Origin of the sequence: Blautia parvula (genome assembly GCF_020215665.1) — a bacterium.
GTDB classification, from domain to species: domain Bacteria; phylum Bacillota; class Clostridia; order Lachnospirales; family Lachnospiraceae; genus Blautia; species Blautia celeris.
Map to the genome: position 1 here is coordinate 6,042,067 of NZ_CP084061.1, position 23,319 is coordinate 6,065,385.

Genomic DNA, 23,319 nt, shown 5'->3' on the forward strand with positions numbered 1-23,319 from the left:
CCGCCAACAGCAGCCTTCACCAATATCCGCCCTCGCAGTCAGATACACCCCTACTCCTGCACATGCTCCAACCCCTGACTAAGTATAGTCTCCACATGCGCATCCGCCAAAGAATAATAAACCGTCTTCCCCTCCCTCCGGAATTTTACCAGCTTAATCTGCTTCAACACCCGAAGCTGATGCGAAATCGCACTCTGCGTCATATTCAGCACCGAAGCAATATCACAGACACACAATTCCCCGGCCGACAAAGCATACAAAATCCGAATCCTGGTAGGATCCCCGAAAACCTTGAACAGATCCGCCAGCCCATACAATGTAGTCTCGTCCGGTATTACTTTTTTTTGTATATGATCATGCTTATGCACGCAATCACACACATCTACAGTTTCATCCATTTTCATAAGCGAACCATTCCTTTCATTCCTTTAGTTTAAAGGAAAAAATCCTTTTCTGCAAGTATACAATGCAAAAACATAGTTATGCCGGAACAGTTACTGTCTGATAAATTTATAGAATGTTTAGAAAAATTTTTCTTGTTACGGACCTTTTCTTATGGTAAAATATCGTTATGCTAAAGCGATGAAGATAAAAGAACAAGGGGGAATCTAAAATGGGATTTAATATGAAAGTAACACCTGAAATCGAAGCCCTTACAAAGATTTGCGAGGATCACAGCAAGATGGATGTGTCCCTCTATGCGAAGTATGATGTAAAGCGAGGCCTGCGTGATATCAACGGAAAAGGCGTTCTTGCCGGACTGACACAGATATCCAATATAGTCTCCAGCAAAGAAGAGGATGGAAAATCAGTTCCCTGCGAAGGTGAGCTGTACTACAGAGGAATCAACATTGAAGAATTGACTAAAGGATTTCTCCAGGAGAAACGCTTTGGATTTGAAGAAGCTACATACCTGCTGTTATTCGGAACACTGCCGACACAGCAGCAGTTAGATGATTTCTGCAAGATACTGGGCGACCAGAGATGTCTGCCACGGAATTTTGTCCGTGATGTTATCATGAAAGCTCCCAGCAGGGACATGATGAATACCCTTTCAAGGAGTGTTCTAACCTTATATTCCTACGATACGAACCCGGAGGACATATCACTTCCCAATGTACTCCGTCAATGCATCAATCTTATCAGTATTTTCCCGATGCTGTCCGTTTACGGATATCAGGCGCACCGCCATTATAACCAGAACAAGAGTTTATATATACATCATCCGAAAAAGGAACTGTCCACAGCAGAGAACATTCTTTTAATGCTGCGTCCGGATAAGAAGTATACGCCGTTTGAAGCAACCATTCTGGATTTGGCCCTGGTGCTGCATATGGAGCACGGCGGCGGTAATAACTCTACCTTTACCACGCATGTGGTTTCCTCCTCGGGAACAGATACCTATTCTGCCATTGCGGCGGCTCTCGGTTCCTTAAAAGGTCCGAAACACGGCGGAGCCAACATTAAAGTTGTACGCATGTTTGACGATATGAAGAAGCATGTAAAGGACTGGAAGGACGAGGAAGAGGTTTCCGAATACCTCAGAAAACTGCTCCATAAAGAAGCCTTTGACAAGAGAGGTCTGATTTATGGAATGGGTCATGCGGTATATTCCATATCAGATCCGCGTGCCCAGATTTTCAAGAAGTTTGTAAAACAGCTTGCAGAAGAAAAGGGAAGACAAAAAGATTACCAGCTTTACGAGATGGTAGAGCGTCTGGCACCTCAGATCATCGGACAGGAGCGTCATATCTACAAAGGTGTCAGTGCCAATGTGGACTTCTACAGCGGATTTGTTTACAGCATGCTGGAGCTTCCGCTTGAATTATATACACCGATGTTTGCCATTGCCAGGATCGTGGGATGGAGTGCGCACCGCATGGAAGAGCTGATCAACACAGACAAGATCATTCGTCCGGCCTATAAAAATGTACTGGAGACACAGCAGTATACAGTCCTGACAGAAAGATAACTGAAAAGTGACAGTTCAGACAGGTCTGCAGATTTACTGCGCTGCCTGCCTCAGGATTTTATATCTTCGGTTTAAAAACACCTGGCGGGACAGAGAAGCGCGAACAACGGCACAGTCGGGCAAAACGAACTTGAAATAATACAAAAAGAATTGACAAACACCCGGGAAAACTGTTACCATCACGGTATACTATATGCGGCACATTTGCTGTGCCTTCAGGTACGGGGTGCCATCTATGGCATGCCACAGTATCTAAAAAGTATGCCGTGAAGAATACAAGAATTTTTGGATGCGCGGCAGGGTATAATAAGCCATGCCGCGTTTTATTTTGCTTACAGATGGGAGAGAATCGACAATGTTTCGCACTTTTTTTCCGGATGAATATCTGGATTCCACATATGTCATAGACTTTGAAAAATTATATGCGCAGGGATACAGGGGTCTGATCTTCGACATTGACAATACCCTGGTGCCTCACGGGGAGCCTGCAGATGAACGGGCAAAGGCGCTTTTTGTACGGCTTAAAGAGATTGGATTTCAGTGCTGCCTGCTGTCAAATAACCAGTATGAAAGAGTTTCTTCTTTTAACAGGGATGTACAGGTACATTTTATTGAGAATGCGCATAAGCCATCCCGGAAGAATTACAGAAGGGCTATGGAGCTGATGGGAACAGATCTGCAGACCACGGTGTTTATCGGTGACCAGCTTTTTACGGATGTGTACGGTGCAAAGAGAACAGGGATGCACAATATTCTTGTGAAACCGATTCATCCCAAAGAGGAGATTCAGATAGTTTTAAAGCGGAAATTGGAAAAAATCGTCCTTTATTTTTACAGGAAAGACCAAAGAAAGCGAAAAAACAGTTGAAAAATCGGATGAGGTATTATACAATGGAGTACAGTGGAAAAAGAGATGCTTTTCCAATGGAAGAATTTAAGGAGGAATATTCATTATGATATCAGCAGGAGATTTTAAAAATGGTCTCACTCTGGAAATTGATGGCAATGTAGTGCAGATTATGGAATTCCAGCACGTAAAACCTGGAAAGGGTGCTGCTTTCGTAAGAACAAAATTAAAAAATGTTATCAACGGCGGAGTTGTAGAGAAGACATTCAGACCTACTGAGAAATTCCCGCAGGCACGTATTGACCGTGTGGACATGCAGTATTTATACAATGATGGTGATTTATATTACTTTATGAACAATGAGACATATGACCAGATTGCCATTGACAATCAGACTGTAGGCGATGCTCTGAAGTTCGTAAAAGAGAACGAGACGGTAAAGGTATGTTCCTACAACGGAAATGTTTTCGCTATCGAAGCTCCGTTATTTGTAGAACTGGATATCACCGATACAGAACCTGGATTCAAAGGAGATACTGCTCAGGGAGCTACCAAACCGGCTACTGTTGAGACTGGCGCAGTTGTGTATGTTCCTTTATTTGTAGACCAGGGTGATAAGATCAAGATTGATACAAGAACGGGAGAATACCTGTCCAGAGTATAATGCTTCTGGTAAAAGAAAAGCCTGGAAACCTGGATTTCCGGGCTTTTATCATGTCTGAAATTATTCTGTCAAACTGTTTTGAAATTCATACAGCCGGCAGTCCTCTCCCTGTACCAGATAGTCATCCAAATGATTCTCCTGCAGAAAGGAGAGCTTCTGCTCGTACTGCTTCATCTGCTGCTTTTGTCTGCGCTGCTGCCTGCGCAGACGGCGGAGGAAACTCCGGTGGAAGTCGTTAAGCGGAAATAACCAGTCATCCAGCTCCCGGTCTGCTTTTAACGTGCATCTCTGCTCCCAGGTGTTATATTCCTGTACCGCTTTGTTGGAGGCCGCATAGGAAAGCCCGAACCGCAGGTGGATGTCCTCTGCATTTTTGCAGCCATAATGGCGGATCGCAACCCTGGGAGCCAGTATATTACCGGAAAAACAGTCTGCAATTTCCTCGTTTTCCGGATCTTCACCGGTGTGTTCAAAGACACAGTGTGCCAGTTCGTGCATGAGAGAGAAACGTATACGGCCCAAAACCGCTTTTTCATTGTAAGCGATGATGCGGTTTCTCTGGTCACAGAAAGCATCGTTGGAGGCAGTGACGCAGAGTGTGTAGATCTCAGGATTTAATTCTTTCAATCTTGAATATGTAATCGTCCTGAATTCATAATGCCTCAGGATATCAAGGCAGGGAATGGGGAAATCTTTAATGCCGCACTCCCTGTAGACTTTCAGAATCATATCTGCTATAAAAATATACTCCAAAATAAATCGCTCCGAAATTACTCATCTATTTCGGACAACAGTTGTATCAGGCGAAGTTTCTGTTCTTTTGACATTTTTTTTCCGTTTCTGGCTATGAGAAGCTCCACGTCGTCGTATGTGGGGACGGGTTTCTCCGGCTCTCTGCTCACATCATCAAAATCATCCAGGGTAAGTCCAAGAACCCGGGCGATGGCTTTCAGGGTTTCCAGTTTAGGATCTCTGGTCACGCCGCTTAATATTTTGTCAAGCGTTCCTTTCGGAACACCGGATTTCTCAGAAAGCTCTGCAGTAGTCATTCCCAGCCTCTTTTTGTATTCTTCGATTTTTTCAAGACCCATTTCAGTATCCTCCTGTTACTGAAAGTTTACAGCCGCCAGCGGAAAAAATCAACAAAAATCAACTTGAGAATAGATAATAAATACTACTTGACGGAAAAAAATGGAAGAAAAATAATTGACTATAGTAATTAACGGTGATATTATATAAAAGTAATAACCGTTAACGGAAATAAATGCCAAATACAAACGTATGTTCGATAAAATGAGTATACTTTATTATCTCAGCAATGTCAATAAGGATTGGAGGAAGAATATAAAAATACTGCATAAACCGTTACATATTACAGGCTATAGTTCCGGGAGATGTTTTCTAAAGATGGATGCTGCGCGATGCGAAGCAAGATACCCGCCAGCAGGCATCAAAAAGCTATTTATTGTTTTGGTACTCTAAAGGACAGAACTGTGCATCGCGAAGCGCGTTACTGGTAACAAAGTGGACAAAAGCCATAAGCTTTATAAAAGGAGGGTCGGATACACGGTCCGGCAGTATGGGTAAAACAGGAAAAGATTTTTGAAACTACACAGATACGGCAAAGAATTTGAGAAGGAATAGGAGAGATGACGGTTTTGGAATATTTAAAAAATATTGGTGTGGATAAGCAGCAAATGGGCATTAAGATCCATGACCTGCCAAACTACATAGAACACCCTGTATGGGACAGCAGAACGGAACAGTGGCTGATCATCAAATCTGTTGTATACGAGCGCGATACCGCGAAAGTTTACGCCACAGACGGAAGCTGCCGTGAAGTACCGGTAGGGATGGAGGATACCTGGCTTTGGAGGACAGAGGGGCAGTGACTGCCCCTGTCTCCGGGGTTAAAAGAATGAGAGATTCAAAAAAGAAATATTATCGTAAAATGTACTTGAAATATCCCTTGCATTCCTGTATAATAATATTTACATTTTTACAATGTATAACAGTCAAATATCTATCAGCATTCTTGCACATTCGTGCAGTGTTTTCCAATTACAGCAAAAAGAATATTTACGGACTGTCAATGGAAACCATATGTCCATTTGCAGCCCTTAAATATAGGACAGTATTTTTACTGTCTGAGATCCTATACGGCAAAATTCCGGTAGGCAGTAAAAAAAGAAAGAGAGGTTCACAGATGGACTACAACACATTTACACAGGAGATACTCAGCAGCCTGAAAAAAGAAGCGGGGGAACAGAGGGTCACACTTCACAGGATTGAGAAAAACAACGGGAAGATTCTGGATGCTGTCACGATTATGGAGAGCGGTGCCCATATTGCGCCTACCATATATCTGGCTGATTTCTATGATTTCTTCAGACATGGAATGTCTCTGGAGGAAGTGACGCTTAAGATCCTGGAGCTCAACGCAGAAAGGCAGGTGGAGGAGGAAGAGTTTCAAAATGCCGGGTTTGAAGATTACAAAAGAGCCAGAAGCCATATCTGCTACAAACTGATCAATTTTGAGATGAACCGAAAACTTTTGAACAATGTCCCTTATATTCCGTATCTTGACCTGGCTGTGGTGTTTTATTACCGGTTGGATGAGGAGATTTTAAACGGAGCAAATTTTCTGGTACATAACTGTCATCTGGAAACCTGGGGGGTCAAGCTGAAGGAAATATATGAGGATGCACATAAAAATACCAGCCGCAGACTGCCCTTTACGTTTCAGGGGATGGAGGAGCTGATCCGGGAGATGTCCGGGGAGGATGATTTTCTGTCCCTTGGTTTTCAGAAGCGGGAGCCGATGTATATCCTTACCAATGAAGAAAAGTATTTCGGCGCCGCGGTGCTTTTGTATCCCCATGTACTTTCCCATATCAGCAGACTTCTGCACTGCAATTACTTTGTGCTGCCCAGCAGCATTCATGAATGTATTCTTGTGCCCGATTCCGGGCAGTTTTCCAAAAAGGAGCTGGAGACTATGGTCAGAGAGGTCAATGAGACCCAGGTGGTGGACGAGGAGGTTCTGTCCCATAATGTATACTATTATGACAGGAAAAAGGATGCACTAATCCTGTAAAAGTGGGGGATAGCCGCCGAAATCTGCCGGTTTTCGGCGGCGCATGCCCAAATTTCTGCGTAAGGCTTTACAATTTCAAAAATATGTGGTAATATACTAAGGATGTCATTTCTAGGAAGACATATGCACTCGTAGCTCAGGGGATAGAGCAGTGGTTTCCGGTACCACGTGTCGGGGGTTCGAATCCCTCCGGGTGTGTTTGGTGCTTTGGGGAAAAGCATTGGAATAAGGGAATGAAGGGTAACAGTCTTGAAGGAGGACAAGGATGTTAGACAATTTCAGAGAATGGCTTTCAGACAATCTGAGGTATATTCTTCTGGGTCTGGCTATTTTGGTCGTTCTGGTGGTTCTGTTTTTCGGCATTAGAGCCCTGACGGGCGGTTCTTCAAAAGAAGAAAAGAAGCCGGACGCACAGACAGAGCAGCAGAAAGGGTCTGACGATACCAAGAAGTCGAAAGATTCTGATGCTGATGCAAAAGCACAGGACGAGAAAAAAGAGGATGAAAACTCTTTGGAGAAAAATGCATACCCTGAAGTAAATTCTTTGATTGATGCATTTTATACAGCCTGGGGAGAGAAAAATGTTGACCGTATGAAAGAACTTGCGGACAGCTTTGATGCCACAGACGAAGCAAAAGTATTAAATGCCACTTATATTGAAAGTTACAGCAATATCAATGTATATACGAAAAAAGGTCTCACAGATGACAGCTATGTAGTATTTGTTTCCTATGACCTGAAGTTTACCGATGTAAATACACCGGCTCCGGGGCTGGCACAGCTTTATGTGGTAAAAAAGGATGACAAATACATGATCCATAATGACAAGAATGATACGGAGGTCAATGAATACATTGACAAGACCAATCAGGATGAGGATGTCAAGAAGCTGATCAGTGAGGTGGAGACCAACCTGAACAAGGCGATGGAGTCAGATGCTGATTTGAAAGCTTTTGAAGAACAGCTTGGACAGGAAACCAGTATGGCTTCTATGGCGGACAACGGCTCTGAACTGACAACTCAGGATGTCTGTAATATGCGTTCCGAGGCAGGAACAGACGGAGATATTCTCCAGGAACTGCAGGCCGGAACAAAAGTGACCAAGGTTGACAATGCAGACGGTAATTGGATCAAAGTAGAATACAATGGACAGACCGGATACATTTTCGGAGATTTGTTACAGTAAAATAAAACTGGTGTACAGTGAAATTCATCACTGTACACCAGTTTTTTCAGTTTATCTGATAGCGCCGTATGCAATGCCGTCTCCAAGGGATATTCCTTTGGCGGCTGCCAGTTCACTGACAGTTACCATCTGGAAGCCTTTGGCTTTCAGCGCCGGTACGATCATATCCACCGCGTCTGCCGTAGGGCCGTGAATATCATGCATAAGAATCACATCTCCGTCCTTGGCGGCCATGACTGCGTCATAAGTGCTCTGTGCATTTCGAGTTTCCCAGTCCAGCGTATCTACAGACCAAAGAATCATAGGAAGCCCTACATTGGCCTTAGTAGTAGAGTTATAAGCGCCGTAAGGCGGGCGTACTAAGGTAGCTCCGTGTCCTACGATCGCTGCAATTTTGCTGTTGGTGGATTCCACCTCATTCTGTACGCCGGAGGCATCCAGGGAATCCAGGCTTGTGTGGTCATAAGTGTGGTTGGCCAGTTCGCATCCCATACTGTCCATTTTTCTGACTGCGTCCGGATAACTGGGGACATTTTGGCCGAGCATGAAGAACGTTGCTTTTGCTCCGTTTGCCTGCAGTGTGTCCAGAATCCGATCTGTGTATTTTCCGGGACCGTCGTCAAAAGTCAGGGCAACCATAGGGCCGGAACCCGCAGCGGCAGTCTTTGCCGCTGCTTTGCTGTCCCAGACACCATTGTCTTTCAGGAAATAAGCCTTGCCGTCAACCGTGATCCATCCGGTAGCCATACTGCCGTCTTTGTTCAGATAGTACCAGTCTTTTCCAATCTGGAGCCATCCGGTCTTGGCAGTACCGTCACTCTTCAGGTAGTACCATTTTCCGTCATCTTTGATCCAGCCTTTTCCTGCCAGAGTACCGTCATCTTTCAGATAATACCTCTTGCCGTCCACAGTTACCCATCCGGTCTGAGGCTTGCCGTCATCACCCAGGTAATACTTTTTGCCGTCTTTTTCTTCCCAGGAGTTGGTGACCATTTTGCCCTCGCTGTCCAGTAAGAAATTCGTGCCGTCAGAGGTGATCCAGCCAATCATCATGGCGCCGTCCTCATCACGGAAGTAATACCAGGAATCCTCGATTTCCTTCCACCCGGTACTTATGGTTCCGCTGCTGTCCAGATAATAGCGGTTGCCGTCACGCTCCACCCATCCGGAGGCCATGGAACCGTCATCCTGCAGATAATAGCTCTTACCATCCACGTCTATCCATCCGGTAGCCATGGTTCCGTCATCCTTCAGATAGTACCACTTTTCGTCATTTTTGACCCAGCCCGTTGTGGGAACTCCGCTTTCATCCAGATAATACCAGGATTCACCTTCCGGCTGTACCCAGCCGGATGCGGGAGTGCCGTTTTCCTTCAGGTAATACCGCTTACCCTTGTCGGTAACCCATCCGGTTTTTACATACCCTTCATCATCGAAATAGTAGCGGGTTCCGCCCACTTCACGCCAGGTGTTCTTGATAACAACACCGTCGTGGTAGACGAATTTCCTGCCGGAGTCATTATAGACCCAGTGGTCTTCCTTCATGGCTTCCTTCTTGTTGCTGTAGGTATCCATGCTGGTCTTGACCGCAGAAAAAATATACTTAGGCACAAAAATCAGCACGGCACCCAGAATACAGGTCAGCAGAAGGATGCCCGCGGTTTTCTTTTTGTTTTTCATTACATTAACCCCTTTGTAATTGATATGTCCGGTCATATCTGACCGGGCACATTCATAAGTACACGTTATCATTATACTATCGCAGTGGAAGGATTGGCAAGGCGCAAACCGAAAAAATGTCGAAATAACTGCTTAAGATATCTTAAAGGCATGGGAAAGCGAGCGCTTTACTTGCGGGCAGAACTTGTGATATACTCTTTATCATAATACGTAAAGGAGCGCACAAAACATGCGTTTAAATAAATATCTGAGTGACGCCGGCGTCTGTTCCAGGCGGGAAGCGGACCGTCTTGTGCAGGACGGTAAAGTTACGGTGGACGGGAAAACGGCTGTTCTCGGCATGCAGATCGAGGAGGGACAGGAGATTTGGGTGAACGGAAAAGAGGTTCGCCGTGAAGAAAAAAAGGTCCTTCTTCTCTTTCACAAGCCAAGAGGAATTGAATGTACAGCCAATCCAAAAATAAAAAATAATGTAATCTCTTATATAGATTACCCAATTCGGATATATTATATAGGCAGGCTTGATAAAGATTCAGAAGGACTTCTGCTTCTGACGAACCAGGGTGAACTGGTCAATAAAATGATGCGGGCCGGCAATTGTCATGAGAAAGAGTATCTGGTGACTGTGGATAAGCCTGTGACAGATGATTTCATCAGAAAAATGTCATGCGGTGTCCCGATTTTGGGAACGGTGACGAGAAAATGCCATGTGGAAAAGACAGGTGAAAAGTCATTCTGCATTATACTGACCCAGGGTCTGAACCGTCAGATCCGGCGGATGTGTGAATATCTGGGATATAGAGTAAAACGTCTGAAACGGGTTCGCGTCATGAACCTGGAGCTGGGCAGCCTGCCGGCAGGACAGTACCGGGAGGCTACAAAAAAGGAACTGGAGGAGCTGAAAAGTCTCATCCGGGATTCTTCGGAGACAACTGTCATAAGGAAAAATGAACGGAGGAAAAGGTAACATGGACAAGACAGCGAGGATGAAAGAACTGATTCCTCTTCTAAATGAGGCGGCTAAGGCATATTACCAGGAGGACAGGGAGATTATGAGTAATTTCGATTACGATAAGCTCTATGATGAACTGGTTTTGCTGGAGCGTGAGACGGGGATCACTCTGACAGGAAGCCCAACGGCCATGGTGGGATATGAAGCATTGGACGAACTGCAGAAGGAAGCCCATGAAAGTCCCATGCTCTCCCTGGACAAGACAAAGGATGTGGAAACCCTGCGGGAGTTTATCGGGGACCAGAAGACTCTGCTCTCCTGGAAACTGGACGGACTTACCATTGTACTTACTTACCGGGACGGCAGTCTTTCAAAGGCAGTTACCAGGGGAAACGGTGTGGTGGGTGAAGTTATCACCAACAACGCCAGGGTTTTCAAGAACATTCCCCTTCAAATCGCCCACAAAGGTGAGCTGATCCTTCGCGGGGAGGCCATTATCACCTATTCTGACTTTGAAAAGATCAACGAACAGATCGAGGATGTGGATGCCCGTTACAAAAATCCCAGGAACCTTTGCAGCGGTTCCGTGCGCCAGCTCAACAACGAGATCACAGCAAAACGGAATGTGCAGTTTTACGCATTCTCCCTGGTCCGGGCAGAGGGCGTGGATTTTGAGAACTCCAGGCAGAAACAATTTGAATGGCTGGCAGGCCAGGGATTTGATGTGGTGGAATACAGGATGGTGACAGCGGATACCCTGGATGATGCCATTGCCTATTTTTCAGACAAGATCACCCGCAATGATTTTCCCTCAGACGGTCTGGTAGCCCTCTATGACGATATCGCTTACGGTGATTCTCTGGGCAGCACTGCAAAATTTCCCAGGAATGCATTTGCCTTCAAATGGAAGGATGAGATCCGGGAGACTACTTTGAAAGAAATAGAGTGGAGCCCGTCAAGGACCGGACTGATCAATCCTGTGGCAGTCTTTGAGCCGGTGGAACTGGAAGGAACTACCGTGAGCAGAGCCAGTGTGCATAATATCAGTATCTTAAAAGAGCTGGAGCTGGGAATCGGAGATAAGATCCAGGTTTATAAAGCCAATATGATCATTCCCCAGATTGCGGAGAATCTCACAAGGAGCGGAGATCTGGAGATTCCCCATGTCTGTCCCGTCTGCGGGCAGGAAGCCAGGGTGGTCAAAACCAATGATGTGGAATCCCTGTACTGCATGAACACAGAATGTCAGGCAAAGAGAATAAAATCTTTCACCCTGTTTGTCAGCAGGGATGCCATGAATATAGACGGCCTGTCAGAGGCAACCCTGGAAAAATTCATATTAAAAGGGTTTATCAAGGACTTCGGCGATATTTTTGAGATCGAGAAGTACAGAGATGAGATTGTTTCCATGGAAGGGTTTGGACAGAAATCCTATGACAATCTGATCGCCAGCATAGAAAAGGCGTCCCACACCACCCTTCCGAGACTCCTATACAGCCTGGGAATCTCTAATGTGGGGATTGCCAATGCGAAGATGATCTGCAAAGAGTTCCGCTATGACCTGGGGAAGATCATACATGCCACACCGGAGGAAATCAGCAACATTGAGGGAATCGGACCGGTGATCGCGGGAACCTTTACGGAATATTTTGCGGATGAGGACAATATGAAAAGGCTGGAGCACCTGCTGTCCCACCTGACCTTTGAGGAGGTAAAGACAGAGAGCACCCAGAGCCTGGAGGGAAAACAGTTTGTTATCACCGGAAGCGTGGAGCATTTTGCAAACAGATCGCAGTTAAAAGAATATATAGAGGAAAGAGGCGGAAAGGTTACGGGAAGTGTAACTTCCAAGACCGATTACCTGATCAACAATGATACCACATCCTCCTCCTCTAAGAATAAGAAGGCCAAGGATTTGGGGATCCCCATTTTATCAGAGGAGGATTTCCTGAAGCTTTCAGGGGAAGGATGACAGAAAGAAGGTAGGAAATGCAGTCCGAAGAGATGAAGAAGAAAGGGCTGAAGGGCGTTAAGACTATTATTTTCGGCAGGACCCTGATTGTGGTCTTTGCCTTCCTGGTCCAGTTTGCCCTGATCATCGCCAGTTTTATCTGGCTGAGGGATTACAGCTTTTATATTTATGCCGGATTTGTAGTTTTGGGAGTTCTGGTACTGCTGCATCTGTTCAACAGCAGAGGAAATCCGGATTTTAAGCTGGTCTGGATGATTCCGGTAACGGTGGTACCCGTATTCGGAGCGCTGTTTTATCTCTATATCAACAGCCAGCCGGGAACCAGGATGATCTACCAGAGACTTCAGTATCTGGGAAAATTCACAAAACAGTATGTGACCCAGAAGGAAAAAGTGAAAAAAGATCTGGAACAGAAAAGCCCCCAGATGGGGCATCTGGCCTCTTATCTAATGGAGTACGGCACCTGTCCGGTCTATGAGCATACCCTTGTGACTTATTTTCCGCTGGGTGATGAGCAGTTTCCGGCCATGTTAAAGGAATTGGAGAAGGCCGAGAAATTTATCTTTATGGAATATTTCATCCTGGAAGAGGGGTATATGTGGAATACGGTGCTGGAACTTTTGAAAAAGAAGGTCAGAGAAGGCGTAGAAGTCAGGGTCATGTATGACGGAATGTGTGTGCTGGCGCTGCTCCCCTCCTTTTATCCGAAAATCTTGGAGAAAGAGGGAATCCAGTGCAAAATGTTTGCCCCCATCAAACCGTTTTTCTCACCCCATTACAATAACAGGGACCACAGAAAGATACTTGTGATTGACGGCAGGGTGGCGTTTACCGGAGGAACGAACCTGGCAGATGAGTATATTAATAAGAAGGAACGTTTTGGCCACTGGAAGGACACGGCAGTCATGCTGAAGGGCGAGGCAGTGGAACGCTTTACCTTCATGTTTCTGGAAATGTGGGGTGTGTCAGAGCGTGGAGATCTGGAATATGAGCCATACCGGACGCCAAAGGATATGCAGATGCCAAATGACGGATATGTGATTCCCTATGATGTGATGCCTTATGGATATGAGCGCACAGGGAAACAGGTATATCTGGATATATTAAATACCGCACAGCGTTATGTACATATTATGACGCCGTATTTGATTCTGGACCATGAGATGATCATGGCACTGACTTATGCGGCAAAGCGCGGTGTGGAGATCTGCATCATCATGCCGCATATTCCGGATAAAAAGACTGCCTTTGCCCTTGCGAAGACGTACTACAATGAATTGCTGGAGGCAGGTGTGGAAATCTATGAGTATACACCCGGATTTGTCCATGCGAAAGTATTTACCTCAGATGATGAAAAGGCCATTGTAGGTACTGTGAATATGGATTACAGGAGTTTTTACCATCATTTTGAAGATGGGGTACTCTTTTACCGGAATTCCCAGATTTCCCATGTGGAGCGGGATTTCCAGGCTACGAAAAAAAAATGTGTGAAAATATCAGTGGCAGATTACAAGCGGCTCAGCATTTTTAACAGAATAATGGGTAAAGTGCTCCGTATATTTGCGCCGCTGATGTAAAAATAAAGCAGCGGTTTGGTCTGCCAAATAGCTGCAAAAACAGTAACTGTTCAGTCAGGTCTGCGCATTTACTGCGCTGACCGTGCAAAAGAGTAGTGGCGGCAGGTATTCGCCCCATCGCGAAGCGATTTTTAATGGGCGAATACCCGTAACTATTTAGCTGGCTGAATAGTTACCAAAAACAATACATAAGGAAAGAAGGAATAGTACATGCCGATTAAAATACAAAGTGACCTGCCTGTTAAGGAAATACTGGAAAAAGAAAATATATTTGTCATGGATGAGGGGCGTGCGGTCCATCAGGATATCCGGCCGATCCGTATCCTGATCCTGAATCTTATGCCGCTCAAAGAAGAGACAGAGCTGCAGCTTCTGCGCTCACTGTCCAATACTCCTCTGCAGGTGGATGTATCTTTCATGATGGTTGCGACCCACGAGTCAAAAAATACGGCGACCAGCCATTTGAACAAATTCTATGAGACCTTTGACCAGGTAAAAGCCCATAAGTATGACGGAATGATCATTACAGGCGCACCGGTGGAGCAGATGGAATTTGAGGAAGTGGATTACTGGGAAGAGTTAAAGGAGATCATGGAGTGGACAAAGACAAATGTGACCTCCACCATTTACCTGTGCTGGGCTGCCCAGGCGGGGCTTTACTATCACTATGGCCTGAAGAAGAAAATGATGGACCACAAGGTGTTCGGCCTCTTCCGCCACAGGGTAAAAAACCGCAGGGTGCCCCTTGTGCGCGGATTCGACGATGAATTTTTAGCGCCCCATTCCCGTCATACAGAGGTAGCAGCAGAGGACATCCATGCCTGTGATGCGCTGACGATCCTGGCGGAATCAGAGGAAGCCGGAGTATTTTTATGCATGGCTATGGACGGCCGCCAGATCTTTGTCATGGGACATCCGGAGTATGATCGTGTGACTTTGGACGGAGAGTATAAGAGAGATAAAGGGAAAGGGCTGGATATAAAGCTTCCCGAGAATTACTATCCTGAGGATGATCCGGATAATAAGCCGCTTCTGCTGTGGAGGGCACATGCGAATAATCTGTATACGAACTGGCTCAATTATTACGTTTATCAGGCTACTCCTTATGATTTGGATGGGACACCGTTCTAAGGCGCATTTTAAGCGGTATTCGGAGGAATAAGAAGTCTCATAAAGTATCGTAAAATATCGCCGATTATCGTATAGAATGGAGTGGATTTGGAGTAAATACAGTACTCGTGTGGAGTAAATAATTTAAAATTCAGGCGGTATGACGAAGCTATCTTTATCGAAATATTTGTATGTTTAAGCCCCGGCATATGCTGGGGCTTGTACTATTGTTTGATATTTGTAATTCTGTTTCATAAAATGAATCGTCCGGCATCTCTGTGTTGAGGTGCTTTTTTGTATGTTTGAATACAAAGAGCATGCGAAAAAGATAATTAAAAAATGGTAAACAGAGTCTATATTTACATAAATAATCACAGATACAGATTGGCTTGCCAGGATAATACAAAAAAATATCCCTGCGGGATGCCACATCAGAAAGAAGTGGAGCCATATAATAAATTCACCCATTGACAAGCGGGGATTTTAAGCTCTTAATAGAGTTCTGATTGAGCTTTACATATGTAGATGAAATATTGTACCTTGAGAAAGGTTATATAGCTAGTCGCTTATAATATGATAAAAAGTATAAATTGGACATGATTTTTATTTGGCTTTATAATAAATAATGTAAAAGTCGGAATGAATTTTATTGTCAGTGTACAGGGAATTACGAGGGTAAACGTAGTTCCCTGTATTATTTACAAGTTACATTATTAGTTCTGAAAAATGTTGTTTAGTATATTGTCTTATTTTATATAGGTGCGATAAGGACAGTTTTTCTAGGAAAATAGATGGAGAATGAAATATGGGTTACATATCTATTTATTTTGTATTACAGGGGATAGAATTATCAGTGAAAAAGGGAATAATGTTGTCAGATGCAGTCCGTATGGCCGGATTTCATTTTGATTTTCCATGCGGAGGACATGGGAGCTGCAGGAAATGTGAGCTGGTTATCGCTGATGGTGAAACAAAAAAGACAGTATTGGCCTGCCAATTTCGTGTAGTATGTTCTTTAAAAGTGTGGGTATCGGAGTACAGGGATGCACAGCTTTTAACAGCGGCAGAACAGGGTGAAAACCATTGGAGACCGTATTGCAGGGGAATTCGGATAGATGTGCCAGGGGGATTTTCAAATCAATATTGTTCTGATACGCAGGAAATGGCACGATTGGCTGAGATAAAGGCAGAATTAAAAAAAGGCAGCCTTATCTTTGATAAAGATGCTGCAGCGGAATTAGAACTGCTGATAGAGCAGGGATATAGGAATGTGACACTTGTCCGATTCCATGATCGAATCATTTCTGTCTGTGAACAAGATCAGAAAATGGCATTGGCTGCTTTTGACATTGGGACAACATCGTTGGCGGGATATCTTCTGGACAGTGATGATGGGCATGTTCTTGCGGTGGCAAGCAGGTTTAATCCGCAGAGGTCATACGGAGCGGATGTGATCAGCCGTGCTGTTCATGAAGTGGAGACACATGATGGAGAACTTGGAAGACTTGTTCATAGAGCAGTGAATGAAATGATTGGAGAATTGACGGCACAGGCGGGCTTAAAACGTGCACAGGTTTGGCAGATCATGCTGACGGGAAATGTTTGTATGCATCATCTGTTTTTGGGTATATCACCACGTGCGCTTTTGCACGTTCCGTATCACGCAGCAATTACTGATGCTTACGAAGGTGAAGCCCGCGTATATGATCTGGATGCGTCTCCGGCAGCGAGGATACAGTTTTTGCCGAATCTGGCAGGGTTTGTGGGAGCCGACACGGTGGGATGTCTGCTGGCGACAAATTTTACCCGGGAAGAGAAAAAAACTTTGATGATTGATATTGGAACCAATGGTGAACTGGTCATGGGAACCAAGGTGAAAGCATACACTTGTTCCACAGCAGCAGGTCCGGCTTTAGAAGGTGCAAAAATATCCTGTGGAATGTGTGGTGTTCCGGGAGCTATCCAGCATCTTAATATAGAAGATGGTGAACTGAAGATTTCCGTGATAGGAAATGGGAGATCGTTAGGAATTTGCGGTTCTGGTCTGATCGATGCGATTGCGATTCTATATAAGGAGGGCATGATCGAGCCTCGTGGCAGAATTCAGAAAAAGGATAAGTTAAAAACAGAGTTTTCAAAAAAGAATGCATGGAGGGTCAGGCGTGAAAATGGAAAGAGCAGTATTTTATTGACAGATAAAGTGTCTCTCACGCAACAGGATATCAGGGAAGTGCAGCTGGCAAAAAGTGCCATTGCGGCGGGGATTCAGATTTTGTGCCGTAGGCTCGGATGGAAACCAAAGGATTTGGAGCAAATTCTGATTGCCGGTGCATTCGGTAATTATATGAATCCGGAGAGTGCATGTGATATCGGGCTTTTACCAGAAGAATGCCGTGGTAGGATACGCGGAATCGGTAATGCCGCCGGTGAAGGGGCTAAGCTGGCAATGTCGGATGAAGAGTATTGGATGCAGGCAATGCAGATTCAGAAGCATGTCGAATTTGTGGAGTTGGCCTCAGAAAAGGATTTTCAGGAAAGGTTTGTGAGAAACCTGGATTTTGGATAAGAATGACAGCTCTCCTTTTGGGGAGCTGTTTTTGGTGAAGAATACCTTGTATAGAAATATCTTATGTTCTTATTTGGTTTGTATTATAAGGCGTTCCAAACTATGTGAAAAACTTATAAATTCTGGAAGATAAAATTGTGAAATTAGCTGAAAAAATCGACAACCATAAATGATTCTTATTACAATATTTATAAAGTAAAATTTATTGTTCTAAGATACTTTGTTATAATTCAACCATACAGAAACTAAATAAAGTTATGAGTAAGGAGAAAAGCATCATGATTCTTATTGGGGAAAAGATCAACGGAGCAATTCCGAGTGTAGGAAATGCCATTGCGAACAGAGATGAAGCATGGATTATTGACCTGGTACAGCGTCAGGAAGCAGCTGGGGCTGACTATCTGGATGTCTGTGCAGGAACCACGCCAGAATTGGAGTATGATACGCTTTGCTGGCTGATTGATGTGGTACAAAGTGTTGCGAATAAACCAATCTGTATAGACAGTCCGGATCCGCACATGCTGCTGAGGGTATTTCCGAAGCTGACTAAGCCGGGACTGGTCAATTCCATTTCTATGGAGGGAGAAAAATGCGATGTGCTTCTTCCGCTTTTGAAAGAAAATCCGGAATGGGGAGTGGTTGCTCTTTGCTGTGACCCGAAGGGGATTGCAGAGAAAGCAGAGGACAAGTTTGCACTTGCGGTCCAACTGGTAGAGAAAGCAGCAGCTTATGGTATCACACCAGATAGAATTCATATAGATCCATTGGTACTTGCGCTTTCCGCAGTAGATAATTCAGCACTTGAATTTTGCAAAGCCATCAGAATGATCAAAGAAAAATATCCTAGTATCAATGTAACTGCCGCACTGTCCAATATTTCTTATGGAATGCCGGCACGTAAAGTTGTCAACATCAGTTTCCTGGTCATGGCCATAGAGTCCGGTCTGGATTCTATGATCGCGGATCCGCTGAATAGAGATTCGATGGGAGTGATGTATGCCACAGAGGCACTGATGCAGAAAGATAAGTATTGCAGAAAGTATAATAAAGCCTACCGAAAAGGGATTTTTGGAGTGAAGAAGACAAAATAAAGATTTTTAGTAACAGAGTATCAAGAACAGATAAAAAGGAGGATGTAATATGGTAAGCATGGAAGCACTCGCTGAGGCTATGGGGGAACTGGAGGAAGATACAGTAGTAGAGCTTTTAGAGCAGGTAATGGAAGAGGGGGGTAAACAGGCACAGGAGGCTATGGACGCATGTCAGAAAGGCATGGATATCGTCGGAAGCTATTTTGAAGAGGGCGAATATTTTGTGAGTGACCTGATTTTTGCCGGGGATCTGATGAGCCAAGCTGTAGGTATTTTGAAAGATGCTCTGATTTCTGGTGACGGTAAAGAAGGTCCTCAGACCTCGCTGATTCTGTGTACAGTACAGAATGACCTTCATGACATTGGAAAGAATATTGTTCGTTCTATGTTGGAAGCAGGTGGTTTTCATGTCATCGATCTCGGCATTGATGTAGCTCCCGGAACGATTGTAGATAAGGTTAAAGAGACGGATGTAAAAATCGTATTGTTAAGCGGTGTATTGACTTTAGCAATCAATTCTATGAAAGCAACAGTAGAAGCCTTAAAGGAGGCGGGATTAAGAGATTACTGCCATGTTCTGATCGGCGGTGCACCAGTAAGTGCGGAATATTGTGAGGTTGTCGGCGCAGATGCCTGGGCGCATAATCCGCAGACAACGGTACAATACTGCAAAGAGTGGGCAGCCGTGTCATAATAAGATATCAGCGGCTTCTGATCAGTTTAGATTATGAAAGCCGTCAGAATACAGGAGGGTAAGCAATGAATTTAAGTCAGGAGTACCATGACAATCTTCAGCGTGTCCGTGACTGTACGAATTTTAAACATGTAGATAGAATTATTCATTTGAGTAACTTTTATACATGGAAGATTCTTGATTCGGACAGACATGTAAAATTGAGCGAGGCAATGACCAGTTATGAGACACTGGAACTGATTCAGAGAGAATTTCAGGAGAAATACAAATTCGATGTTCATATGGATCTGAATACGCGCAACCTGATCCTTCCATCTCAGGCGATGGGGACTGGCAGCCATATCATGATTGATGATGTAAATGAGTCTATAAACTTTTATGATCATGTACTTATGGGGCAGGATGAATATCCGGACTATAAGAATCACCGTGCCGAAATGAATTGGAAGATGTTCAATCGTAAATACCCTAATTTGGATAAGAGACATTTTCTGGATGCATTTATCAAACAGCAGGAAGCGAGTGCGTTTTCAGGTTACATGGGGCGTATGATGGTAGAAGATTATGCCTGTCTTGGGGTATATGATACTGATGTTGCAGGCGGATCTGTGCAGGTACCGTTTGAGAGATTTCCAAAATATTATCGTGGTATAAAGGAAATTTCGTTTGACATGCGAAGAAAAAAGTCTGACATGCTGGATTGTTTGGATTATATTCAGGAGAATGAAATTATCCCGGGATTGAAGAAGACGCTTGCCGAGATGGAGGGAAAGGAACAGTTATACATGGCGGATTTTATGATCGCTATGCTGGCTCATGGAACGATTAGTCAGAAGCAGTGGGACATCTTCTATTGGCCATATTTAAAGGAATATTTGGATCTGATCGTGGCGGCGGGCAAGACGGTTGTTATCTATTTGGAGAACAGTATCATGCGTTTTGCAGAGTATTTTCAGGATTACCCTAAGGGCCATATTATCATGATTCTGGAACTAGATGATTTAGTAGAACTGCGTAAAAAACTGCCGAATATCTGTTTTGCAGGTGGTATGACTGCAGCTTTGTTAGGAAACGGAACACCGGAACAGTGCGTTGATCGTGTGAAATATCTTGCAAATGAGCTTGGTGATGGTTTTATCTTAAGTCAGGATAAGATGATGGCATTCCGAAATGACTGTCGTCGTGAAAATCTGGAAGCTGTCTGTGAATATGTAAATAATTTCCGTTGGTGATGAACACATCGGACAAGGAGGTATATCATGGGTTTATTTGATTATGGTACACTCACCCAGGAGCGTCAGGCGGAGGCTGCAAAGATTCCGGAAGAGGTACTTGCTGAGACTATAAATCTAAATATTCCGGAAGGTGTAGAAGAGTTGGCTGCTCTGCTCACTTTTATTCCGGAAGAGAAGAGGGCTGCTGCTATTCAAGGTTTTATTGGCTCTATGCTGGTGACCTGAAAATTGTTACGGGAAAAAGGGGAATGAGCGTAAATACTGATAAGAAAAAGGAGAAACTTTATGGAACTAGGTGTTTGGGGAATTATCAAAGAGTATCCGTCCTTGATTGGACTGATTCCAATGGTTCTTTACATTATTTTGGCTTTCAAAAAGGGAATTGATCCGGTTATCCCACTTTTGATTTCTATTGTGATTGGCTGGCTTTTGACCGGAAATGGCGCAACTGTATTTGGTCAGGAGGTGGGAACTTCTCTTTCCAGTGTTTTGGGTCAGGTAGGATTCCTATCCATGGAAGGTGCGGGTTTGGGTATTGTATTAAAGGAGGCAGGTGTCAGTGCAACGCTATGTAAGCTGATTGCCAATAAGCTGGGGGTCAAGACGCAGAAACAGGCACTGATCACGCTTATGGTTTGTCAGTTTATCCTGGCTACCTGCGTTGGGTCTGGTGTATCTGCGGCCGCTATTGTTATGCCGGTGCTGCTTCCGATGCTGGCTTTGACTGGTGTTACACCGGTTGCTGCAACAGTTGCTTTTATCCTTAGCGGACTTGCAGGCATGCTGTTAGCTCCGTTTGCTGCTCCGAATATTATGGCAATGAGCCTGACTGGGTTAAGTTATCCACAGTATTTGTTGTGGGGAGCAGGTCCGTATCTTATTGTTATGCTGATCACTGCGGTGATTTTAAGTTTTTGGATTGACAAGAAAGCAAAGAAGGATCCAAATGGAGAAAAATATGAGTTGAGTGATGCAGAAAAGGATATGACTGCTAAACCGACTCAGAAAGAAAAAATCACTACGATAGCTTTTATTGTAACCTTTGCACTTTGTATTGCTTACGCAATTGCATTCCGTCAGGGCATGGCATTTGTTATCTTTGTTCTTCCGTTTTTGGCAGTTGTTGTGGCAGTGTTTTCAAGAATGGGTGTTAACAAAGCCTGTGATGCTTTTTATACCGGCTGTAAGAACACGATATCGGTATTTATTATCTGCGTACTGTATCAACTTCTGGTTGATGTGGTAAACGTAGCAGGCGGTTTTGAAGCACTGAGTAATCTGTTTGTTGGTCTGGTTGGCAGCAGCCCGTCGAAATCAACGGTTATGTTAATGGGGACCTTTGTAGGTGCATTTGGTGTTAACGGCGGCGCGGCTGCCCAGATGCAGATTATCCATGAGCTGTTCCTTCCAATGATTCAGCAAAATGGCTTGGGTATGGGATTGTGGTCTATTGTTCTGGTTGCAGGATCTTATGTGACTTCTATTATCTACCCTAACGCAACAGTCCTCGCTCCCATGGGTATTGCACGAAGTAAAGATTTCAAAAATATGATGATTTGTATGTGGATATCCAGTGCGATTATCATGGCATTCTGTGTACTGTATTGTTTTATTATGCCGATGATTTTTTAATATGTGATAAATGAATAGTATTTCCCCTTTTTGTTGTGCATAAAAATGGCGGCTGGAGGATATTCCGGCCGCTATTTCCGATTGGTCTATAAAAATTAATGAATAGAAAACATTTCGCCTGAAAATTGCTGGTGATGTTTTCGCTGAGATTGAATTTCCTGGATGATGTAATCAAATAGCTCTTTATGTTCCAGATTATATTTCTTTTCTGTCAGCCAGGAAATAGCAGTTCGGCGAATCATGGTATCGTCAGAGAATGGAATAGCTACGTATCCGTTTCCATAGGTTTTTTCAAAAAAACTTTCAGGAATCAGATTGGCAAAGTGGTCCGTGTAGGCACATTCCTTTATTGCAGCATAGTAATCAGGATAGTCAAGTTCATGTGCATAGACTGGGGTAAAATGATATTCCTGAAACATTTGGTCATTATGAAGGCGTGTTGGCTGATAACGGTTTAATCCGGTTAATTCAATATTCTTGAGATCTGCAATGGAGATGCTTTTACGGGAAGCAAACGGATGACCAGAGGAAACCACTAAGATATACTGTTCTGAAAACAGGATTTGGTTTGTGACTTGATCATCAATGATTGGAGGGCAAGTTACTGCAAAGTCAATCATGCCATTTTTTAGAATAGCCAAAACCTGTTCTTCATCACCAAATAGTTTCTTTATGCCAACAGATTGAAAGGAATCAAAATTTCCGGTTATGGAGAGTGCAGAAAAAAATAATGTGCTGACAGAAAAACCGATGGTAATAAAGCTGTTTCCTTCATTTTGACGAAATTCTGCAGCCGCCTGGGTGAGGCGGTCATGTGCGTCTTTTAGTTCTTTAAAGTAATGATACAGATGTTCTCCGGCAGGCGAAATGATCAGCTTTTTTCCTTCACGGTAAAAAAGCTGTACATCCAGTTCACTTTCCAGACGGCCAAGTGCAAGGCTTAAGGCCGGCTGGGAAATATATAATTCCTCGGCTGCTTTGCTAAGATTCATATGTTTAACGATTGTAAGATATTGTTTGACTTGCTGGTAATTCATAGATACA

21 protein-coding genes and 1 tRNA gene are annotated in these 23,319 nt (G+C 44.1%); 17 read left to right on the forward strand and 5 right to left on the reverse strand.

Annotated elements, in window-relative coordinates:
- Positions 1-50 precede the first annotated feature (50 nt).
- A complete protein-coding gene (locus tag LC508_RS27320) occupies positions 51-404 on the reverse strand; it encodes an ArsR/SmtB family transcription factor (protein WP_033142647.1) in 354 nt (117 codons plus the stop codon).
- Positions 405-613: 209 nt separating this feature from the next.
- Between LC508_RS27320 and LC508_RS27325 the strand changes: the two genes are divergently transcribed.
- The 3 genes from LC508_RS27325 to efp all read left to right on the forward strand — a co-directional run bounded on the left by LC508_RS27325 (position 614) and on the right by efp (position 3,483).
- Positions 614-1,972 (forward strand): citrate/2-methylcitrate synthase, encoded by a 1,359-nt coding sequence (locus LC508_RS27325; protein WP_033142646.1) that lies wholly within the window; start codon positions 614-616, stop codon positions 1,970-1,972.
- A 355-nt stretch (positions 1,973-2,327) separates the two neighbouring features.
- Entirely contained in the window at positions 2,328-2,840 is a 513-nt protein-coding gene (locus LC508_RS27330; protein ID WP_033142645.1) for a YqeG family HAD IIIA-type phosphatase, read from the forward strand.
- Positions 2,841-2,925: 85 nt separating this feature from the next.
- Complete coding sequence (gene efp / locus LC508_RS27335) at positions 2,926-3,483, forward strand: elongation factor P (RefSeq protein WP_033142644.1); 558 nt, start codon at positions 2,926-2,928, stop codon at positions 3,481-3,483.
- A gap of 60 nt (positions 3,484-3,543) precedes the next feature.
- Here the strand turns inward: efp and LC508_RS27340 are convergent, their stop codons facing one another.
- Positions 3,544-4,236: an ImmA/IrrE family metallo-endopeptidase gene (locus tag LC508_RS27340; protein ID WP_054353485.1), complete on the reverse strand. Its 693-nt coding sequence runs from the start codon at positions 4,234-4,236 to the stop codon at positions 3,544-3,546.
- Between the two features lie 17 nt (positions 4,237-4,253).
- Positions 4,254-4,574: a helix-turn-helix domain-containing protein gene (locus LC508_RS27345; protein WP_033142643.1), complete on the reverse strand. Its 321-nt coding sequence runs from the start codon at positions 4,572-4,574 to the stop codon at positions 4,254-4,256.
- A 567-nt stretch (positions 4,575-5,141) separates the two neighbouring features.
- Here LC508_RS27345 and LC508_RS27350 point away from each other — a divergent pair.
- The 4 genes from LC508_RS27350 to LC508_RS27365 all read left to right on the forward strand — a co-directional run bounded on the left by LC508_RS27350 (position 5,142) and on the right by LC508_RS27365 (position 7,766).
- Complete coding sequence (locus LC508_RS27350) at positions 5,142-5,375, forward strand: hypothetical protein (protein WP_146051714.1); 234 nt, start codon at positions 5,142-5,144, stop codon at positions 5,373-5,375.
- Positions 5,376-5,689: 314 nt separating this feature from the next.
- Entirely contained in the window at positions 5,690-6,580 is an 891-nt protein-coding gene (locus tag LC508_RS27355; RefSeq protein ID WP_033142640.1) for a DUF5688 family protein, read from the forward strand.
- Positions 6,581-6,705: 125 nt separating this feature from the next.
- Positions 6,706-6,778 (forward strand) — tRNA-Arg (locus LC508_RS27360).
- Positions 6,779-6,845: 67 nt separating this feature from the next.
- A complete protein-coding gene (locus tag LC508_RS27365; RefSeq protein WP_033142639.1) occupies positions 6,846-7,766 on the forward strand; it encodes an SH3 domain-containing protein in 921 nt (306 codons plus the stop codon).
- Between the two features lie 51 nt (positions 7,767-7,817).
- Here the strand turns inward: LC508_RS27365 and LC508_RS27370 are convergent, their stop codons facing one another.
- Positions 7,818-9,446 carry a polysaccharide deacetylase family protein gene (locus tag LC508_RS27370; protein ID WP_052099618.1) on the reverse strand — a complete coding sequence of 543 codons (1,629 nt, stop codon included), beginning with the start codon at positions 9,444-9,446 and terminating at the stop codon, positions 7,818-7,820.
- Between the two features lie 229 nt (positions 9,447-9,675).
- On the opposite strand from LC508_RS27370, the gene LC508_RS27375 reads away from it, so the two are divergent.
- From LC508_RS27375 to LC508_RS27420, 10 genes are all read left to right on the forward strand, one after another.
- Positions 9,676-10,413 carry a pseudouridine synthase gene (locus LC508_RS27375; RefSeq protein WP_103732190.1) on the forward strand — a complete coding sequence of 246 codons (738 nt, stop codon included), beginning with the start codon at positions 9,676-9,678 and terminating at the stop codon, positions 10,411-10,413.
- Between the two features lies 1 nt (position 10,414).
- Positions 10,415-12,370, forward strand: coding sequence for an NAD-dependent DNA ligase LigA (ligA, locus tag LC508_RS27380; RefSeq protein ID WP_103732191.1), 1,956 nt, complete (start codon positions 10,415-10,417; stop codon positions 12,368-12,370).
- 17 nt (positions 12,371-12,387) lie between these two features.
- A complete protein-coding gene (gene cls / locus LC508_RS27385) occupies positions 12,388-13,947 on the forward strand; it encodes a cardiolipin synthase (protein WP_330425165.1) in 1,560 nt (519 codons plus the stop codon).
- Between the two features lie 210 nt (positions 13,948-14,157).
- Entirely contained in the window at positions 14,158-15,078 is a 921-nt protein-coding gene (gene metA / locus LC508_RS27390; RefSeq protein ID WP_054353482.1) for a homoserine O-acetyltransferase MetA, read from the forward strand.
- A 784-nt stretch (positions 15,079-15,862) separates the two neighbouring features.
- Positions 15,863-17,623, forward strand: a complete 1,761-nt coding sequence (locus LC508_RS27395; protein WP_118593806.1) for an ASKHA domain-containing protein — start codon at positions 15,863-15,865, stop codon at positions 17,621-17,623.
- A gap of 278 nt (positions 17,624-17,901) precedes the next feature.
- The gene (locus tag LC508_RS27400; protein WP_103732223.1) at positions 17,902-18,714 is read left to right on the forward strand and encodes a methyltetrahydrofolate cobalamin methyltransferase; all 813 of its coding nucleotides are present in this window, start codon (positions 17,902-17,904) and stop codon (positions 18,712-18,714) included.
- A gap of 49 nt (positions 18,715-18,763) precedes the next feature.
- Positions 18,764-19,408 (forward strand): cobalamin B12-binding domain-containing protein, encoded by a 645-nt coding sequence (locus LC508_RS27405; RefSeq protein WP_103732222.1) that lies wholly within the window; start codon positions 18,764-18,766, stop codon positions 19,406-19,408.
- A 65-nt stretch (positions 19,409-19,473) separates the two neighbouring features.
- Positions 19,474-20,640 carry a uroporphyrinogen decarboxylase/cobalamine-independent methonine synthase family protein gene (locus LC508_RS27410; RefSeq protein ID WP_103732221.1) on the forward strand — a complete coding sequence of 389 codons (1,167 nt, stop codon included), beginning with the start codon at positions 19,474-19,476 and terminating at the stop codon, positions 20,638-20,640.
- A 27-nt stretch (positions 20,641-20,667) separates the two neighbouring features.
- Positions 20,668-20,868: a hypothetical protein gene (locus tag LC508_RS27415; RefSeq protein ID WP_054353476.1), complete on the forward strand. Its 201-nt coding sequence runs from the start codon at positions 20,668-20,670 to the stop codon at positions 20,866-20,868.
- A 60-nt stretch (positions 20,869-20,928) separates the two neighbouring features.
- Positions 20,929-22,275 (forward strand): TRAP transporter large permease subunit, encoded by a 1,347-nt coding sequence (locus LC508_RS27420; protein WP_103732220.1) that lies wholly within the window; start codon positions 20,929-20,931, stop codon positions 22,273-22,275.
- Between the two features lie 95 nt (positions 22,276-22,370).
- Here the strand turns inward: LC508_RS27420 and LC508_RS27425 are convergent, their stop codons facing one another.
- The gene (locus LC508_RS27425) at positions 22,371-23,312 is read right to left on the reverse strand and encodes a LysR family transcriptional regulator (RefSeq protein ID WP_103732219.1); all 942 of its coding nucleotides are present in this window, start codon (positions 23,310-23,312) and stop codon (positions 22,371-22,373) included.
- Positions 23,313-23,319 lie beyond the last annotated feature (7 nt).

Bases quoted from the DNA above. Each gene is read 5' to 3' on its own strand.
- LC508_RS27320 (WP_033142647.1), bottom strand. From the start codon at position 404: ATGAAAATGGATGAAACTGTAGATGTGTGTGATTGCGTGCATAAGCAT.
- LC508_RS27325 (WP_033142646.1), top strand. From the start codon at position 614: ATGGGATTTAATATGAAAGTAACACCTGAAATCGAAGCCCTTACAAAG.
- LC508_RS27330 (WP_033142645.1), top strand. From the start codon at position 2,328: ATGTTTCGCACTTTTTTTCCGGATGAATATCTGGATTCCACATATGTC.
- efp (WP_033142644.1), top strand. From the start codon at position 2,926: ATGATATCAGCAGGAGATTTTAAAAATGGTCTCACTCTGGAAATTGAT.
- LC508_RS27345 (WP_033142643.1), bottom strand. From the start codon at position 4,574: ATGGGTCTTGAAAAAATCGAAGAATACAAAAAGAGGCTGGGAATGACT.
- LC508_RS27355 (WP_033142640.1), top strand. From the start codon at position 5,690: ATGGACTACAACACATTTACACAGGAGATACTCAGCAGCCTGAAAAAA.
- LC508_RS27365 (WP_033142639.1), top strand. From the start codon at position 6,846: ATGTTAGACAATTTCAGAGAATGGCTTTCAGACAATCTGAGGTATATT.
- LC508_RS27370 (WP_052099618.1), bottom strand. From the start codon at position 9,446: ATGAAAAACAAAAAGAAAACCGCGGGCATCCTTCTGCTGACCTGTATT.
- LC508_RS27375 (WP_103732190.1), top strand. From the start codon at position 9,676: ATGCGTTTAAATAAATATCTGAGTGACGCCGGCGTCTGTTCCAGGCGG.
- ligA (WP_103732191.1), top strand. From the start codon at position 10,415: ATGGACAAGACAGCGAGGATGAAAGAACTGATTCCTCTTCTAAATGAG.
- cls (WP_330425165.1), top strand. From the start codon at position 12,388: ATGCAGTCCGAAGAGATGAAGAAGAAAGGGCTGAAGGGCGTTAAGACT.
- metA (WP_054353482.1), top strand. From the start codon at position 14,158: ATGCCGATTAAAATACAAAGTGACCTGCCTGTTAAGGAAATACTGGAA.
- LC508_RS27395 (WP_118593806.1), top strand. From the start codon at position 15,863: ATGGGTTACATATCTATTTATTTTGTATTACAGGGGATAGAATTATCA.
- LC508_RS27400 (WP_103732223.1), top strand. From the start codon at position 17,902: ATGATTCTTATTGGGGAAAAGATCAACGGAGCAATTCCGAGTGTAGGA.
- LC508_RS27405 (WP_103732222.1), top strand. From the start codon at position 18,764: ATGGTAAGCATGGAAGCACTCGCTGAGGCTATGGGGGAACTGGAGGAA.
- LC508_RS27410 (WP_103732221.1), top strand. From the start codon at position 19,474: ATGAATTTAAGTCAGGAGTACCATGACAATCTTCAGCGTGTCCGTGAC.
- LC508_RS27415 (WP_054353476.1), top strand. From the start codon at position 20,668: ATGGGTTTATTTGATTATGGTACACTCACCCAGGAGCGTCAGGCGGAG.
- LC508_RS27420 (WP_103732220.1), top strand. From the start codon at position 20,929: ATGGAACTAGGTGTTTGGGGAATTATCAAAGAGTATCCGTCCTTGATT.
- LC508_RS27425 (WP_103732219.1), bottom strand. From the start codon at position 23,312: ATGAATTACCAGCAAGTCAAACAATATCTTACAATCGTTAAACATATG.